Below are 15256 nucleotides of genomic sequence, written 5' to 3'. Positions count from 1 at the left end.
CTTAAACCTGTTTCGACTGGTTGTCGAAAATGGGAGCTACACCGCAACTTCGCGAAAAACCATGATCCCGGTTGCGACCATCACCCGACGCATTCAAGCGCTAGAAGACTCTGTCAATCTTCGACTATTGAACCGTCATGCTCGCAAACTTTCGCTCACTGAAGCAGGGGAACGTTTTTACCATGAGTGCTCTCCTTTACTACAAAGGCTAACAACCGCAGCAGAGGAAATCACTGACGACTGCCGAGGAGCATCCGGCAAGATTAAGATATCCGCGCCTTACAACTTAACTAAACGAATGATGATGCCGATGTTCAACAGCTTTATGAAGCAGTACCCGGACATCAACATTGAGCTAACGACAGAGAATAATGCGGACAAGCTTGACCCTACTGAATGGGATGTAATTTTTCGAGTGGGACCGCAACGCGACTCTAGCCTCATCGCGCGTAAGATTGGCGAAGTGAAGGATATTCTCGTTGCAAGCCCTGACTATCTAACCTCGAATCCTGCGCCACATCATGCAGAAGAGCTCTCTAACCATTCATTGCTAAAAGGGTACCCGCTTATTAAGTGGACCTTGATTAATAGCAAAGGCGAGTCTGTGGTGAATGTTGATCGTGGTCGTTTTCAAGCAAACGCGCTCAATGTGGTGCGCAGCGCTTGTTCCGAAGGTTTAGGCATCACCCTAATGCCAGATGTCATGATCAAAGAGTACATCGAGAGCGGCGATTTGGTACGCGTACTGCCAGATTGGAGTGCAAACCCGCGCGACATTTATATGCTTTACAACCACAAAGATCACCTGCCAGAGAAAGTTCGCCTCTTTATTGACTTTGTGATCGCTTATAACATTCACTAATTAGATAGCGAAAACAAAAACCAGAGCCGAAGCTCTGGTTTTTTTACGACTTAAGAAAGCGCATCCTATGCGCCTTCGTTATGAAGCTCTAGGTTTGCTAAGTCCTGTTGGATTTCAAGTTGTGTTTTCGCATCATCGTTACGAAGACCATCTAAAAAATCTAGGTATTGTTGGTCGATATCACCCGTTACGTATTCACCGTTAAACACGGAAGTATCGAACTGAGTAATGTCTTGATTTCCAAGACTTACAGCTTCTACCAAATCTTCTAGACGTTGATAAATAAGCGCATCGGCACCAATCTGCTTACAAATTGTATCGTTGTCACGGCCATGGGCAATAAGCTCTGTAGCACTTGGCATATCAATGCCATATACGTTCGGGAAACGAACTTCAGGGGCCGCTGAGACCATGTACACTTTCTTGGCACCAGAATCACGAGCCATCTCAATAATCTGCTCTGACGTTGTACCTCGAACAATAGAGTCATCCACCAGCAACACGTTCTTACCTTTGAATTCCGAACGAATAGCATTCAACTTGCGACGTACTGATTTCTTACGTTGTTGCTGGCCAGGCATGATAAACGTACGTCCAACATAACGGTTTTTCACGAAACCTTGGCGATAAGGGATATCGATCGCTTGAGCGATTTGCAGTGCAATGTCGCAAGACGTTTCAGGGATAGGAATGACAACATCGATATCAAGGTTTGCGTAATCTTCACGAATACGTTCGCCTAGCTTTTTACCCATTTCAACGCGAGCGCTGTATACCGAAATTTTATCGATGAACGAATCTGGACGAGCAAAGTATACGAACTCGAAAATACAAGGGTTAAGCTTAGGATTATCTGCACACTGCTTCGTGTAAAGCTCACCGTCAAACGTTGCGTAAATCGCTTCACCAGGTGCAACATCACGGACGAAATCAAAACCGACCGCATCCAATGCCACCGATTCAGACGCAACCATGTACTCTGCTCTGCCGTTAACTTCACGCTTACCTAAACACAGCGGGCGAATACCGTGTGGGTCACGAAATGCAATCATACCATGACCAATGATCATGGCGGTCACAGCATAAGCACCGCGAATTGTGCGATGAACATTGGTGACTGCGCGGAATACGTCTTCGGTCGTGACATTTCCTTTTACTGAGTCAATTTCGTGCGCCAGTACATTTAGTAATACTTCAGAGTCTGAAGTGGTATTGATATGACGGCGATCTTTTTCAAACAGCTTCTGACGAACTTCGTTAGCGTTAGTCAAGTTACCGTTGTGGGCAAGTGTAATACCGAAAGGAGAGTTTACGTAGAAAGGTTGAGCTTCTGAAGCACTTGAACTGCCTGCTGTAGGGTAACGAACATGACCAATTCCGACCTCGCCTTGCAGGCGCTGCATGTGTCTTGCTTCAAATACATCCTTGACTAAACCGTTCGCCTTACGCAGACGAAAACGATTGCTTTCTATGGTACAAATACCAGCGGCATCTTGGCCACGATGCTGTAACACCGTTAACGCGTCATAAATAGACTGGTTTACAGGCGTTGTGCCCACGATTCCAACAATACCACACATGTCCTAATCCTCGATTTGCGACAGTAGCTGGCACTACTAGATAGTGCCAGACAGAAAACTTGATGTTGCTTGTAAATGCTCGAAGAATGGGGCGATGATACGGCTGAACTCAGGGATCAACTGTGAATCTTTCCACCAATCCGAGCTTGGGAATGCAGTAAACGCATCCATAAAAAACAGCACCGCAGAAACAATTAAGACTCCGCGTAGACCACCAAATACAATCCCGAGAATTCGGTCCGTACCTGATAGCCCTGTTTTTTGTACCAGTTGACCAATGACGTAATTCACCACTGCACCAACTACCAAGGTTGCGACAAATAACGCCGCAATCGCCGCTCCGTTACGAAACATATCATCTTCGATGTTGGTGAAGTACACCGCCAATTTGGCATAGTAATTACTGGAGATAAAAAACGCTCCGAACCAAATCACCAAAGACAAAGCTTCTTTAGCAAAACCGCGAACTAAACTGATCAGAGCTGAAAATCCGATCACACCTAAAATGATAAAATCTATCCAATTCATCTTTTCTTCATCTTAAGTTGGCGCGCATTTTAACAGAAAAAATGCTGACGCAAACGTTTTCTTATGGATTTAATGGCTTAAATTTAAGCAATTGACCTTTTGAACCTGTAATTTTTTGTAATTCTTGAACTTGTCGTTCAAGTTTACTTTTTGACACATCAGGGCCAACAATCACTCTCGTAAACTCGTTTTCTTTCTTTGTGTGAGCTTGATAACCACGCTTTTGCAAATCCGCGACAAGCGCGACAGCATTTTCGTGATTCTTAAGTGCCATCAACTGAATGATCCAAGCTGAATCTTCATATTGATTTTTCTCTTGAACAGGACGAGTGACGACCTCAACTTGCTCTGGTTGTTTGATGACCTCAGGTTTAGATGTTGGCACTGGCTCGGGCTCAGAAACGGCTACTTGAGCATCCTCACGTTCTTGCACTACAGCTTCAACCGGAGAATCCGGTAACGTAATGTCGTCTTCCACTGGCTCTAATATTTCGAAGTTTTCCACATCACTATCAAGTTCTGGTTTGATAGGAATACTGGCAAATTCTTCTTTGTAGTGCAGTTTCTTACCATCTAGCACATCGGGAAGAACAATGACTCCGACTGCGACTAGAATGATGGTGCCGACTAAACGACTTTGGAATTTACTTGCCATCAAAATACCTTTGCTTATTTATTATTTGATTGCCAATGTTCCAATACCTCTCCGACGGTATGGAATGAGCCAACCACCAGAATAACGTCTCCTGCCTTTGCGTGGCTTCTCGCACTCTCGAAGGCGTCAACAGGGTTTTCAAAATGAACTTGCCCATCAGGTAAGTATTGGCACAATTCATCAGCGGTCGCCGCTCTCGGTCCAGTAAGCGACGCTGGATACCATTGTGTTGCAACTGGAGTTAGCGCTTCAATGGTTGCTTTAATGTCCTTGTCATGCAGCATTGCAACCACAATATGGATATTCTTACCCAGATATTGTTGCTTCACTCTTTCTACCAAATACTCAGCAGAGTGCGGGTTATGAGCGACATCAAGGACTATTTCAGGTTCGTGATGCAGTACTTGCATACGCCCCGCCAAACGAGCATTATTCAAGCCATTGACAATATTTATGTCAGTGATTTGCAATTCCGAAGCCCCTAGTGCCATCAGTGCAGTGGCTGCATTTTGTAATGGTAGCGATGGGATTGGTAAATCCTCTAACTCAAATGCCCCACTGCTCCATTTCCAACCATTATCAGTTAGTTGGTAATCGTACTGAATACCTACTTGGAAGAACTCAGAACCAATATCGTCAGCATGAGCCGCCACGGTCGCTGGTGGCGTCGGTTGACCACAAATTGCTGGCTTCCCTGAACGGTAAATGCCCGCTTTTTCAAAACCAATAACATTGATGTCATCACCAAGCCAATCCACATGATCGATCGCTAAGCTCGTAATAACAGAAACATCATGGTCAACAACGTTAGTGGCGTCTAGACGGCCGCCAAGTCCTACTTCAAGTAAGACAACGTCAACTTTCTCTACTTGGAAAATACGTAGCGCAGCAAGCGTACCGAATTCAAAGAGGCTAAGGCTAACATCACCACGCTGCTTTTCTACATAATCGAATGCTTCACAGTGCTTGGCATCTACAACGTCAACGCCATTAATGCGTACACGCTCGTTGTAACGAATCAGGTGCGGAGAACTATAAACACCGACTGAATAGCCAGCATCAAGTAAAATGGCTTCCATTAACGCACACGTTGAGCCTTTGCCATTGGTTCCAGCAACGGTGATTACGGTTGGAGCTGGTTTGGTAAGATTGGCTTTGTTTGCTACCGCTTGGACACGGTCTAAGCCTAGATCAATTGCTGAGGAATGAATATTTGCTAAATAATCAAGCCACATCTCTAATGAAGATGTGGCTTGAGGAATTGGGTTTTGGGTCATCTAACTTTAACCATTAAATTCTTTGGTTTTTATGTTAGTTGATACTTTACCCTTTTTCGTCCGCTTCTGGTACAGAATATGGCTCTTCATTTGGAGATTCGTTAACCGAAACCACCAAAGGAGACTTGTGGTTAGTCATCTTAGCGATAAGACCACCCACACGCTGACGCATTTCACGACGGTCAACGATCATATCAATAGCACCGTGATCAAGTAGGAACTCACTACGCTGGAAACCTTCAGGAAGATCTTCACGCACTGTTTGCTCGATTACACGACGACCAGCAAAGCCAATCAGGGCCTTAGGTTCACCGATGTTGATATCACCCAACATAGCCAAACTTGCTGATACACCACCCATTGTAGGGTCAGTTAGAACAGAAATAAACGGCAGACCTTTTTCTGATAAACGCTCAAGCGCAGCACTGGTTTTTGCCATTTGCATAAGAGACATTAAAGCCTCTTGCATACGAGCACCACCACTTGCTGAGAAACAAACAAGCGCACAGTTATTTTCAATGGCTGCATCCACTGCTTTCACAAAGCGAGCACCAACGACTGAACCCATTGAACCACCCATAAAGGAGAATTCAAACGCACACGCCACAAGCGGCAGACCAAGCAATTCACCCTGCATCACAACTAGCGCATCTTTCTCACCGCTATTTTTTTGTGCAGCAGAGATACGCTCTTTGTATCGCTTAGAATCTTTAAATTTCAGTTTATCCTGTGGCTCAAGTTCAGAACCTAATTCAACTCGATTACCTTCATCTAAAAATGTTTCCAAACGACGACGCGCTTTCATACGCATGTGATGGTTACACTTTGGACAAACTTCTAAGTTACGCTCTAGTTCAGCATGGTATAAAACCTGTTCACAAGAGGTACATTTAGTCCACACACCTTCTGGGATAGAAGCTTTGCGTGAACTTACTAGATTGCTTTTCTCTAAAATCTTTTCAAGCCAACTCATGGAAGACCTTTTCTCTCAACTCTTCCGCTTCATTGCGAAAGATATAAATTCGACATAATACCGACGGATTAAACCATATCTTGCAGCTACTGTAGATAAAAAACTGGTTGTACCTATTTTTGATATCGTAAATAGCGTATGTTTTCCGTTCACATTCAATGTAAACACTACCGATATTTTGAAATAAGTTTGTAAAATTAGTTCAAATTATCTGGTAAAAACAGTGGACCGATCGGCACTTCAGGTAACCCAAACTCTTCTGGGTAGTCTACATCTACCAGGTACAGACCTTCCGCTTTCGCTGTCGCACCCGCTAGTTTGCGATCTTTGGCTTCTAATAACCACTTGATCCATTCAGGACTCTCTTCGCCACGTCCAACTTTTATCAAGCTACCCGTGATATTACGAACCATATGATGCACGAACGCATTAGCTTTAATATCAATAACCACATAGTTCCCATGGCGCGTAACGTTCAGATGCATCAAGTTTCGAAATGGGCTGCGAGACTGACAATGCGCCGCGCGAAACGACGTAAAATCATTTTCGCCAAGTAGGAACTGCCCTGCTGCATGCATTTTTTTCTCGTCGAGCTCACCATGATAGTGACTAACCCCCGAGTTTAGGATGCCTGGACGTAAAGCATGATTGAAAATAATGTAACGATAACGGCGAGCTGTCGCTGAGAATCTTGCATGGAAATCATCTGAAACTTCCTTAGCCCAACGAACCGCTATATCGCTTGGCATGTTCGCGTTTGCGCCCATGGTCCAAGCTACCATTTTTCGAGTAACGTTGGTATCAAAGTGCACAACTTGTCCCGTGCCATGCACGCCTGCGTCTGTCCGACCAGCACACTGAACTTCAACTGGGTGATTAGCGACGACGGACAATGCTTTCTCTAGCTCTTCTTGGACACTTTTCACTTCTCTTTGGCGCTGCCAACCAAAGTAGTTTGTACCGTTGTACTCGATACCTAATGCGATTCTCATCTTAACCTTCGAACTCTAAAATGGGGCGGGAAGTATATACTCAAGTCACCTCAAGTTGCCAGTTTCACCAAGGGTGACATAAAGGTAGCATCCTACTAACGGGACACAAAAAGGGTAGCAAACGCTACCCTTTTGTTTCGGTTTATCGGCCATTAATGGCGTCAATCAGGCTTTTTGCTTCGCGGCGAATATCATCCTCACCGTAAACAATCGCCTCTTCTAGTAGTTTAATCGCCCCTTGAGAATCGTTCATCTCGAGATAGATTTTAGCCAAATCCAGTTTCCCAGCCGCTTCAGCATTGTTATCTACGTCAATATCGCCGATCTCGCCGATAACATCTGGAAACTCGTTCAATCCGACATCGAGCTTAAGGTCTTCTTCTTCGAACTCACCACCTTCTCTGTCGACCTGAGCCATCAATTCATCAATCGTCATAAATTGATTTTTCTTCGGGTCGAAATCATCCAAGTCGCTTTGCTCTGCCCAGTTTTCTTGCGCGATCTCTGGCTGACTTAGTGCATCACTCGAATTCCAAACATCACGCTGGTCCTCAGGCACTTCTTCAGTAGAACTTACGTTATCAGCAGCGGGTTTAAAGCCATCCCAATCATCTCCAACATCAAGCATGGTTTCAAAATCCATACCTGCACTTGCGATGGTGTCACTGTCTAGTTTACCTTCAAATACTTCTGAGTTTGCGTCTTCCGCAAGAAGGTTAGCCATTGATGATTCATCATCCAAATTACTGAGCGGCTCACCCTCTGTCGCTGTTGGCTGCACTTCTGGGTCAGTATCAAAGCCGTTTTGCTGCGCAAATACTTCAAACAAAGCATCATGATCGTTATCGGCTTGAATAGCTGGTCTCGATGTCTCTGCTTCAACCTTAGGGCTCTCTGACGCACCCTCGTTCATTGACGCGAGAACATCTTCCTCATTGAACTCTGGAAGATCTTGGTCGTCAAAACTTAACTCTTCATCCTCACCGGAGATTGGTTCTATATCTGCAGTCTCAGAGCTCGGTAATTCTGGCTCTTCTTCCATCGACGCCAAGGCATCTTCTTCGCTGAACTCTGGCAAATCGAGCTCATCAAAATTGAACTCTTCTTCGGACTCAGTTGGCAAGTCGGCTTCAACTTGTTCTAGTTCAATGGACTCGGACGTTTCTAACTCCGGCTCATCCACCATAGACGCCAATGCGTCTTCTTCACTAAACTCAGGAAGATCCAGCTCGTCAAAATTGAATTCATCTTCTGATTCAGCTGGCAAGTCGGCTTCAACCTGTTCTGGCTCAACGGACTCGGACGTTTCTAACTCCGGCTCATCCGTCATAGACGCCAATGCGTCTTCTTCGCTGAACTCTGGCAAATCGAGCTCATCAAAATTGAACTCTTCTTCGGACTCAGCTGACAAGTCGGCTTCAACTTGTTCTGGCTTAACGGACTCGGACGTTTCTAACTCCGGCTCATCCGCCATAGACGCCAATGCGTCTTCTTCACTAAACTCAGGAAGATCCAGCTCGTCAAAATTGAACTCATCTTCTGATTCAGTTGGTAAGCCTGCTTCAAATTGTTCTGACTCAACGGACTCGGACGTTTCTAACGCAGGTTCGCCAGCCATAGATGCTAGAGCATCTTCTTCACTAAACTCAGGAAGATCCAGCTCGTCAAAATTGAATTCATCTTCTGATTCAGTTGGTAAGCCTGCTTCAACTTGTTCTGACTCAACGGACTCGGACGTTTCTAACGCAGGTTCGCCAGCCATAGATGCTAGAGCATCTTCTTCACTGAATTCTGGCAAATCTAGCTCATCAAAATTGAATTCTTCTTCTGAATCGTTGGTCGACTCAGTTTCCGGCTCCAATTCAGGCTCATCCAGTAGCCAATCTTCTTCTTGTGGAACACCGAATTCATTTTCTATTGTATTTGGTGTCGGCGTGAAGGCTGGAATGTCTTCCTCTTGCTCAACGTGAGGCTGTACCTCAGCATCGGACTCCACGGATGGTTCTTGTGTTGAATCAGTATCGGTAGCCTCTTGCTGTAGTGATGAAGCTTCCTCTATCTCCGCTTGTGTTTTTTCAACTTGCTGCGGTAAATCGTCTTCACTATCAAATAGAGCGTCAAGTTCAGCAGAAAAATCCGCTTTTTCTTGTTCTGTTGGCAGAAGCTCTTCACTGTCTGACTCAAATAGGTCGTCTAGCTCGCTCATTAAAGGATCATTCTCTGGTGAGAGGTCCTCTAAATCACCAAGAAATTCATCGCTGCTAAATGGCTCTGAAGTAGCTTCTGGCTCGGTTAATGGTTGATCTTCTACAGCTTGTTGCGTGTCTGGCTGGCTTTCACTTAATAAAGCGTCGATGTCCAACCCAGACTCAATGTCCTGATCTTCATGAGTTTGTTCTGACTCAACTACGGGAGATGGCTTTTCGTCGGCGTCTGATTCACCAAAACCAAGTGATTTCAGTAACTCTTCCTCTTCCGATTTATTCTGCTCTGGGCTCTCGTCCTCTCGAATCAGATCATCAAACGGATCTAAATCAGCTTCAGTCTCTTCATCAAGTTCAGAGGTAACATCATCAATGAGTTCATCCAGTAAGTCTGTGCTATCTGCGTCTAACTCTTCGATCGAGTCATCACCTTCAAAACCAGAGATTGCTTCTAGCTCGTTTAGTGGATCAAACTCGTCTGTGTCATCTTCATCAAAATCAATGAGTTCATCGAGTAGCTCTGTACTGTTTTCATCTAGAACAGGACCTTCATTGGCGTCAGCTTCTCGAACTTCCGATTCACTAGCCGGTTGTTCATACTGGGCCAATAGCTTATCGATATCGTCGTCAGATGCCTCTCCTACACTAAAGTCATCATCCGAAACGGGCTGTTTTAACTCAGGCTCATCAGTATCTAAATCGAAGTCATCGTTGCCAAGTTCAGCAAACAAGTCATCAAGCATATCCTGGTCGACAGTGTCACTTGGTAACTCTTCTGACGGCTCATCAGCTGCAAGTAACTCGGCAAATGCGTCGTCTGAAAGCGAGTCTGATTTCTCATTCGCATCATCCGAAAGATCGAAGCCAGACTCATCGTCATCGAGCACTTCTAGTTCTGGAGCAACCTCATCTAAGGCTCGCTCCATTTCTTCTAAACCAAGCGCCTTTTCTTCGCCGTTGACTTGGATACCATTGTTCGATGACTCAAACTCATCCAGACCAACATCTAGGTCACCGTCATCGCCAATATCTGCAAATGGGTCATCGTCCCCTTCCAGATTGAAATCAAGTTCTTCATCGTCGAGGTTAGCAAAGACGTCTTCTTCTAAATCTGACTTCTCTTCTTGTAAAGACTGTGTGTTGATATCTTCATCTGCAAACAATTCATCATCAAGCGTGAGCTCTTCATCCAGCTCATCCGCCACCGCTAAACCGATTGGCGCCGCAAGAGGATCAACGTTTTGCTGTTCCTGTGCAGCCGCTTCTTCCTCTTTCGCTTTAGAGCGTCGACCAAGAAGCATAACAACTAGCAACGCAATCAAAGCACCAGGAATTAATGCCGCAAGACCAACAAGCCAACCATTAGACAAAATTTTGTCCATGGTGCTTGGTTGCATGCGTTGTTGTTCAGCAAGGCGCTGGCGCTCTTCTGCAAGCAGTTTCTCGACTTCTGAGCGAATGCGTTCTTCGTCATTCAGCTCGCTTTTCAAAGTTTCGACTTCGCTTTGCACTTCTGACAGCATCAATCGAAGACGATGGTTCTTCTCTTCTAATGACTCTAATTCACTTTGTGAGCCTTGAAGTTTGTCCTTCAGCGCACTGACCTGCTTTTCACCCTGCGGAGAGGTGGTTACTGGTGGCGCAGGGATGACGGGTATTGTTTTCGGAGTTGGTTTTGGCTCCTTTGCTGCCACTGTCTCTGGCTTAGTCGCAGGCTTGGGTTCTACTTTAATTTGTGGCTTTGGTTGCTCGGTGACTCGTTGTGCTGGCGTCGCTCTATTTGTCGGCTTCGGCTGTTTTAACTTAGCTTCATGCGCCTTCATAATCGCAACAGCTTGCGCTGTGGTCGCGCTTTGCACTTGCTCTAGAGAAGGTACTCGTAGCCGACTCCCTGGGATCAATTCATGAATGTTTTGGTTCTCAAACGCTTGAGGGTTAATTCGGTAAATGGCAAGAAGCGTTTGTTGAACGGTAACACCGCGTGAAGGTCGTAATTCTGAAGCGATCGACCATAGTGTTTGATTTTCACCAGTCGGACCAAAGAAACGTGACGGTTGAGTATTCGCAGGAGGAGCAGGTAATGCTCGCTCAATATCTTCAGCATAGCTCGGAGATGATTGCACTTCACCAGACGGTCCAACAAGACGAATTCCTTCGGCTTGAACCACTGATGATGTCTGAGTCGCGCTCATCAACACAAGGGCTGCTAACAAACGCTTATAATTTTGACGCATAGAAGGCTCAGTTTTGTGCTAAATACAATTTGAAATGGTGATCGGTTAAATATATCGGATATCGCATGCAAAACTATAGCGTTGAGAATAAAAAATGTGTGGCTCTCGCCATATTCGTACTAATCTCACACTATTTTGTTTCGTTCGTACAAAAAAGCCTCGCACTGTGCGAGGCTTTGAAATGAACTGTAAGCGACTTAGTAGTAATCGCGGATCAGAACTTCTGCGATTTGCACCGCGTTAGTTGCCGCGCCTTTACGCACGTTATCAGCAACAACCCACAGGTTTACGCCGCTATGATGGCTGATATCGTTACGGATACGGCCAACCATTACATGGTCTTTACCGCCCGCATCGCGAACTTGTGTAGGGAAGTCTTCACCGTGGAACACTTCGATACCGTCAGTTTGCTCAAGCAAGTTAACGACTTCTTGTGCATCGATAGGTGAACGAGTCTCAATGTGAAGTGCTTCTGCGTGACCGTAGAATACAGGAACACGTACACACGTTGGATTGACTGTGATTGATGGATCGTTAAAGATCTTCTGTGTTTCCCACACCATTTTCATTTCTTCTTTGGTGTAGCCGTTTTCCATCATTTGATCGATTTGTGGAATACAGTTAAACGCGATCTGTTGAGAGAATTGCTTCTTGTCTGCAGGCAGACCGTTTAGCAGCTTCGCCGTTTGACCTGCTAGCTCATCGATACCCGCTTTGCCTGCACCAGACACCGATTGGTAAGTTGATACGTTAATACGCTCAATGCCCACCGCATCGTGAATTGGTTTTAGTGCCACCAGCATTTGGATGGTTGAACAGTTCGGGTTCGCGATGATGTTACGGTTACGAAACTCTGCAATCGCTTCTGGGTTTACTTCTGGCACAACAAGAGGAATGTCGTACTCGTAACGGAAGTGTGATGTATTGTCGATAACAATCACGCCTTCATCAGCGGCAATTGGAGCCCACTTGGCTGATAGCTCACCACCAGCAGAAAACAGTGCGATATGCGCTTGAGACCAATCGAACTCTTCTACGTTTTGAACGCGTACCGTTTTACCATTGAAGCGATAAGTCTTGCCTTCGCTGCGCTCACTCGCGAGTAGGAAGATTTCGCCTACTGGGAATTTGCGCTCTTGAAGCACATCCAAAATTGTTTCACCGACCGCACCGGTCGCACCTAAAATGGCAACATTATATTGCTGGCTCATTGACTTACCTCAATCTGAAAACCTAGTTCTGCTAATGGAGCAAGGTTACATGTTTTGTTACCCACTAGCGTGACAGCGCTGTATTCACGGCGATCCCAGTAGTTTTTACGCATCAGGTCAAAAGCGCCTGGCTTACTGATTTCACGGCGGAAAAGAGCGTCATCTCTACGCACATCATAGATTAACTGCGTGATGTTATGCAGTGTTGCTTCGTCCCAAGCTCTGTCCAATACCATAGTAGGAACAGGCGCGGTTGGCAGTAAATCGCTGGCATGCGCACGTAATTCGTTATTTAAGAACTCACAGTAGCTGTTGAAAATCATCGTTGTACCGCGAGCTTTCCCTTCCAAGCCGTAGCCTGCAACGTGAGGGGTTGCGAATGCTAGCAGAGGCAGAAGCTCCATATCAACCTCTGGTTCAAATTCAAATACGTCGAGTGCCGCTGTAAAGCCATCATTTTTCAAAAGACGTTGCTTCAAAGCAACGTTGTCAACGATGGGACCCCGAGCCGCGTTAATCAAAATTTGATCGCTGCGGAGACCATTTAATACCTTCTCATCAATCAAATGATGCGTTGGGTATGGGCCATCTTTGGTGATTGGCGTATGTAGTGTAATGATGTCTGAGCTTTCAATCAGTTCTGTCAACGGAGTAAAGCTACGAGGATCACCAGACTCTTGTTTGAATGGGTCATTGATGAGAACTTTCATACCCATGCCTTTCAAACATTTCTCTAGGTAGCTACCTACTTGGCCTGCACCAATAATACCTACCGTCTTGTCAAATACCGAGAAACCTTGTTGCTGAGCGAGCACCATCATCACGCTGAACGCGTATTCCGCCACACCCACTTTGTTACACCCTGGCGCCGCAGTGAAGAAAATGCCTTTCTCTTTTAAGAGTGCTTGGTCAACATGATCCATGCCTGCCGTGGCCGTACCAACAAACTTCAGCTTGTTTGCTTTGCTGATCAGGTCAGCATTCACTTTGGTGACTGAGCGAATCATTAGGGCATCAACATCCACTAAATCATCGGCGGTCAGTGTACGACCTGGTTTTAGAATTACGTTACCGAGTTGGCTGAATAGCTCTTCAGCATACGGCATATTTTCATCAACAATAATTTTCATAGCGCCAGCGTTCTAACATCCATTTGTAAGAGTTCGTTTATTCGCAAGATGCGAAACTAAAGCGATTGTGCCCTTTTCCCGAAAAATCTCAAGATATAACACCAATAAACCTCAAGGAGGTAACTCCTATAGAATCGATTGACGGGAAGCCTAGAGAAAAGCAGAAACAGAGAAAAGAAAAAGCCCGGCTAAATAGCCGGGCAAAGTTCCAGAACAAAAGGATCCTATCCCGCTCTCCATGGGATAGAGTCTGCGTCTGTTCGATCAGTGTGACTGATCAAGCTCTGGAAACTGGATTGTTGGCGTTTACAGTACTCTCGCAAGGCGCCAACAAATTCAGTTAACCTTGGTACTTTTTAATAACCAAAGTTGCGTTTGTGCCGCCAAAGCCAAAGCTGTTTGACATTACGGTCGTTAGCTCTGCATCACGTGCTTCTGTCACGATGTCCAGACCTTGTGCTGCTTCGTCCAAGTTTGAAATATTGATGCTTGGAGCAATGAAGTTTTTGTCTAGCATAAGTGTTGAGTAAATCGCTTCGTGCACGCCCGCTGCGCCGAGTGCGTGGCCAGTCATTGCTTTTGTTGCAGAGATTGCAGGGCTGTTCTCACCAAACAATTGTTGGATAGCACCAAGCTCTTTCACGTCACCAACTGGTGTCGATGTGCCGTGCGTGTTGATGTAATCCACACCATCAACGTCTTGCATCGCCATCTTCATACAACGAATTGCGCCTTCACCTGATGGCGCTACCATGTCGTAGCCATCTGATGTCGCACCGTAACCTACGATTTCACCGTAGATTTTCGCACCACGTGCCAGTGCGTGCTCTAGTTCTTCAATAACCAGCATGCCGCCGCCGCCCGAGATAACAAAACCGTCACGGTCTGCATCGTATGTACGAGATGCTTTGTCTGGCGTGTCATTGTATTTGGTTGACAGTGCGCCCATCGCATCAAACATCATAGTTTGAGACCAATCTAGCTCTTCGCCGCCACCAGCAAAAACAATATCTTGTTTGCCTAGTTGAATAAGCTCCATAGCATGGCCGATACAGTGTGCAGATGTTGCACATGCAGAGCTCATTGAGTAGTTCACGCCACGAATCTTAAATGGCGTAGCAAGACAAGCAGAAACAGTAGAAGACATAGTACGAGGAACCATGTAAGGACCAACTCGCTTTACGCCTTTGGCGCGCATCGTGTCTGTCGCTACCGTTTGATTGTATGCAGAAGCACCGCCAGAACCTGCAACGATACCGGTACGATCGTTTGAAACCTGCTCTTCTGTAAGACCAGCGTCTGCGATTGCCTGCTCCATTGATAGGTATGCATAAGCAGCCGCATCACCCATAAAGCGCATCTGCTTACGGTCGATGTGTTCCGCCGGGTTGATTTTTAGATCACCCCATACTTGCGAACGAAGACCGTGTTCTTTGAACTGCTCAGATGCAGTGATGCCAGATTTGCCCGCTTTAAGAGACGCTAGAACTTCTTCGACGTTGTTACCGATACTTGAAACAATACCCATACCGGTGATTACGACTCGTTTCATTATGACATTCCTATAATTCAAAAATCCGCTAGATGATAACTAAGATAGTCAACAAAAG

The 15256-nt window shown here is 45.6% G+C and carries 11 protein-coding genes; 1 reads left to right on the top strand and 10 read right to left on the bottom strand.

Annotated elements, in window-relative coordinates:
- Positions 1-862: LysR substrate-binding domain-containing protein (locus tag CAG68_RS10885; RefSeq protein WP_161441138.1), on the top strand; the 862-nt coding region annotated here is incomplete at its 5' end.
- Positions 863-927: 65 nt separating this feature from the next.
- Here CAG68_RS10885 and purF read toward each other — a convergent pair.
- The 10 genes from purF to fabB all read right to left on the bottom strand — a co-directional run bounded on the left by purF (position 928) and on the right by fabB (position 15198).
- Complete coding sequence (gene purF, locus CAG68_RS10880) at positions 928-2442, bottom strand: amidophosphoribosyltransferase (protein ID WP_064368690.1); 1515 nt, start codon at positions 2440-2442, stop codon at positions 928-930.
- Between the two features lie 36 nt (positions 2443-2478).
- Entirely contained in the window at positions 2479-2970 is a 492-nt protein-coding gene (locus CAG68_RS10875; protein ID WP_005380590.1) for a CvpA family protein, read from the bottom strand.
- Positions 2971-3031: 61 nt separating this feature from the next.
- On the bottom strand, positions 3032-3625 hold the full coding sequence (locus CAG68_RS10870; RefSeq protein WP_005380588.1) for an SPOR domain-containing protein: 594 nt from the start codon (positions 3623-3625) through the stop codon (positions 3032-3034).
- Between the two features lie 14 nt (positions 3626-3639).
- On the bottom strand, positions 3640-4902 hold the full coding sequence (gene folC / locus CAG68_RS10865; RefSeq protein WP_005380586.1) for a bifunctional tetrahydrofolate synthase/dihydrofolate synthase: 1263 nt from the start codon (positions 4900-4902) through the stop codon (positions 3640-3642).
- Between the two features lie 46 nt (positions 4903-4948).
- Positions 4949-5875 carry an acetyl-CoA carboxylase, carboxyltransferase subunit beta gene (gene accD, locus CAG68_RS10860; protein WP_005380583.1) on the bottom strand — a complete coding sequence of 309 codons (927 nt, stop codon included), beginning with the start codon at positions 5873-5875 and terminating at the stop codon, positions 4949-4951.
- A 197-nt stretch (positions 5876-6072) separates the two neighbouring features.
- Positions 6073-6867 carry a tRNA pseudouridine(38-40) synthase TruA gene (gene truA / locus CAG68_RS10855; RefSeq protein ID WP_054730670.1) on the bottom strand — a complete coding sequence of 265 codons (795 nt, stop codon included), beginning with the start codon at positions 6865-6867 and terminating at the stop codon, positions 6073-6075.
- A gap of 142 nt (positions 6868-7009) precedes the next feature.
- Entirely contained in the window at positions 7010-11305 is a 4296-nt protein-coding gene (locus CAG68_RS10850; RefSeq protein ID WP_086046944.1) for a FimV/HubP family polar landmark protein, read from the bottom strand.
- 197 nt (positions 11306-11502) lie between these two features.
- Positions 11503-12516: an aspartate-semialdehyde dehydrogenase gene (locus tag CAG68_RS10845; protein ID WP_005380562.1), complete on the bottom strand. Its 1014-nt coding sequence runs from the start codon at positions 12514-12516 to the stop codon at positions 11503-11505.
- Positions 12513-13646, bottom strand: coding sequence for a 4-phosphoerythronate dehydrogenase (locus CAG68_RS10840; RefSeq protein WP_086046945.1), 1134 nt, complete (start codon positions 13644-13646; stop codon positions 12513-12515). The genes CAG68_RS10845 and CAG68_RS10840 overlap by 4 nt, the downstream gene beginning before the upstream one ends.
- 340 nt (positions 13647-13986) lie before the next feature.
- Positions 13987-15198 (bottom strand): beta-ketoacyl-ACP synthase I, encoded by a 1212-nt coding sequence (fabB, locus tag CAG68_RS10835; protein WP_005380557.1) that lies wholly within the window; start codon positions 15196-15198, stop codon positions 13987-13989.
- Between the last annotated feature and the right edge of the window lie 58 nt (positions 15199-15256).

This window comes from Vibrio sp. V42_P2S4T144, from assembly GCF_009904715.1.
Classification (GTDB): Bacteria; Pseudomonadota; Gammaproteobacteria; order Enterobacterales; family Vibrionaceae; genus Vibrio; species Vibrio alginolyticus.
The sequence above is the reverse complement of the archived record's forward strand: the minus strand, read 5'-3'. Positions and strand labels throughout refer to the sequence as shown.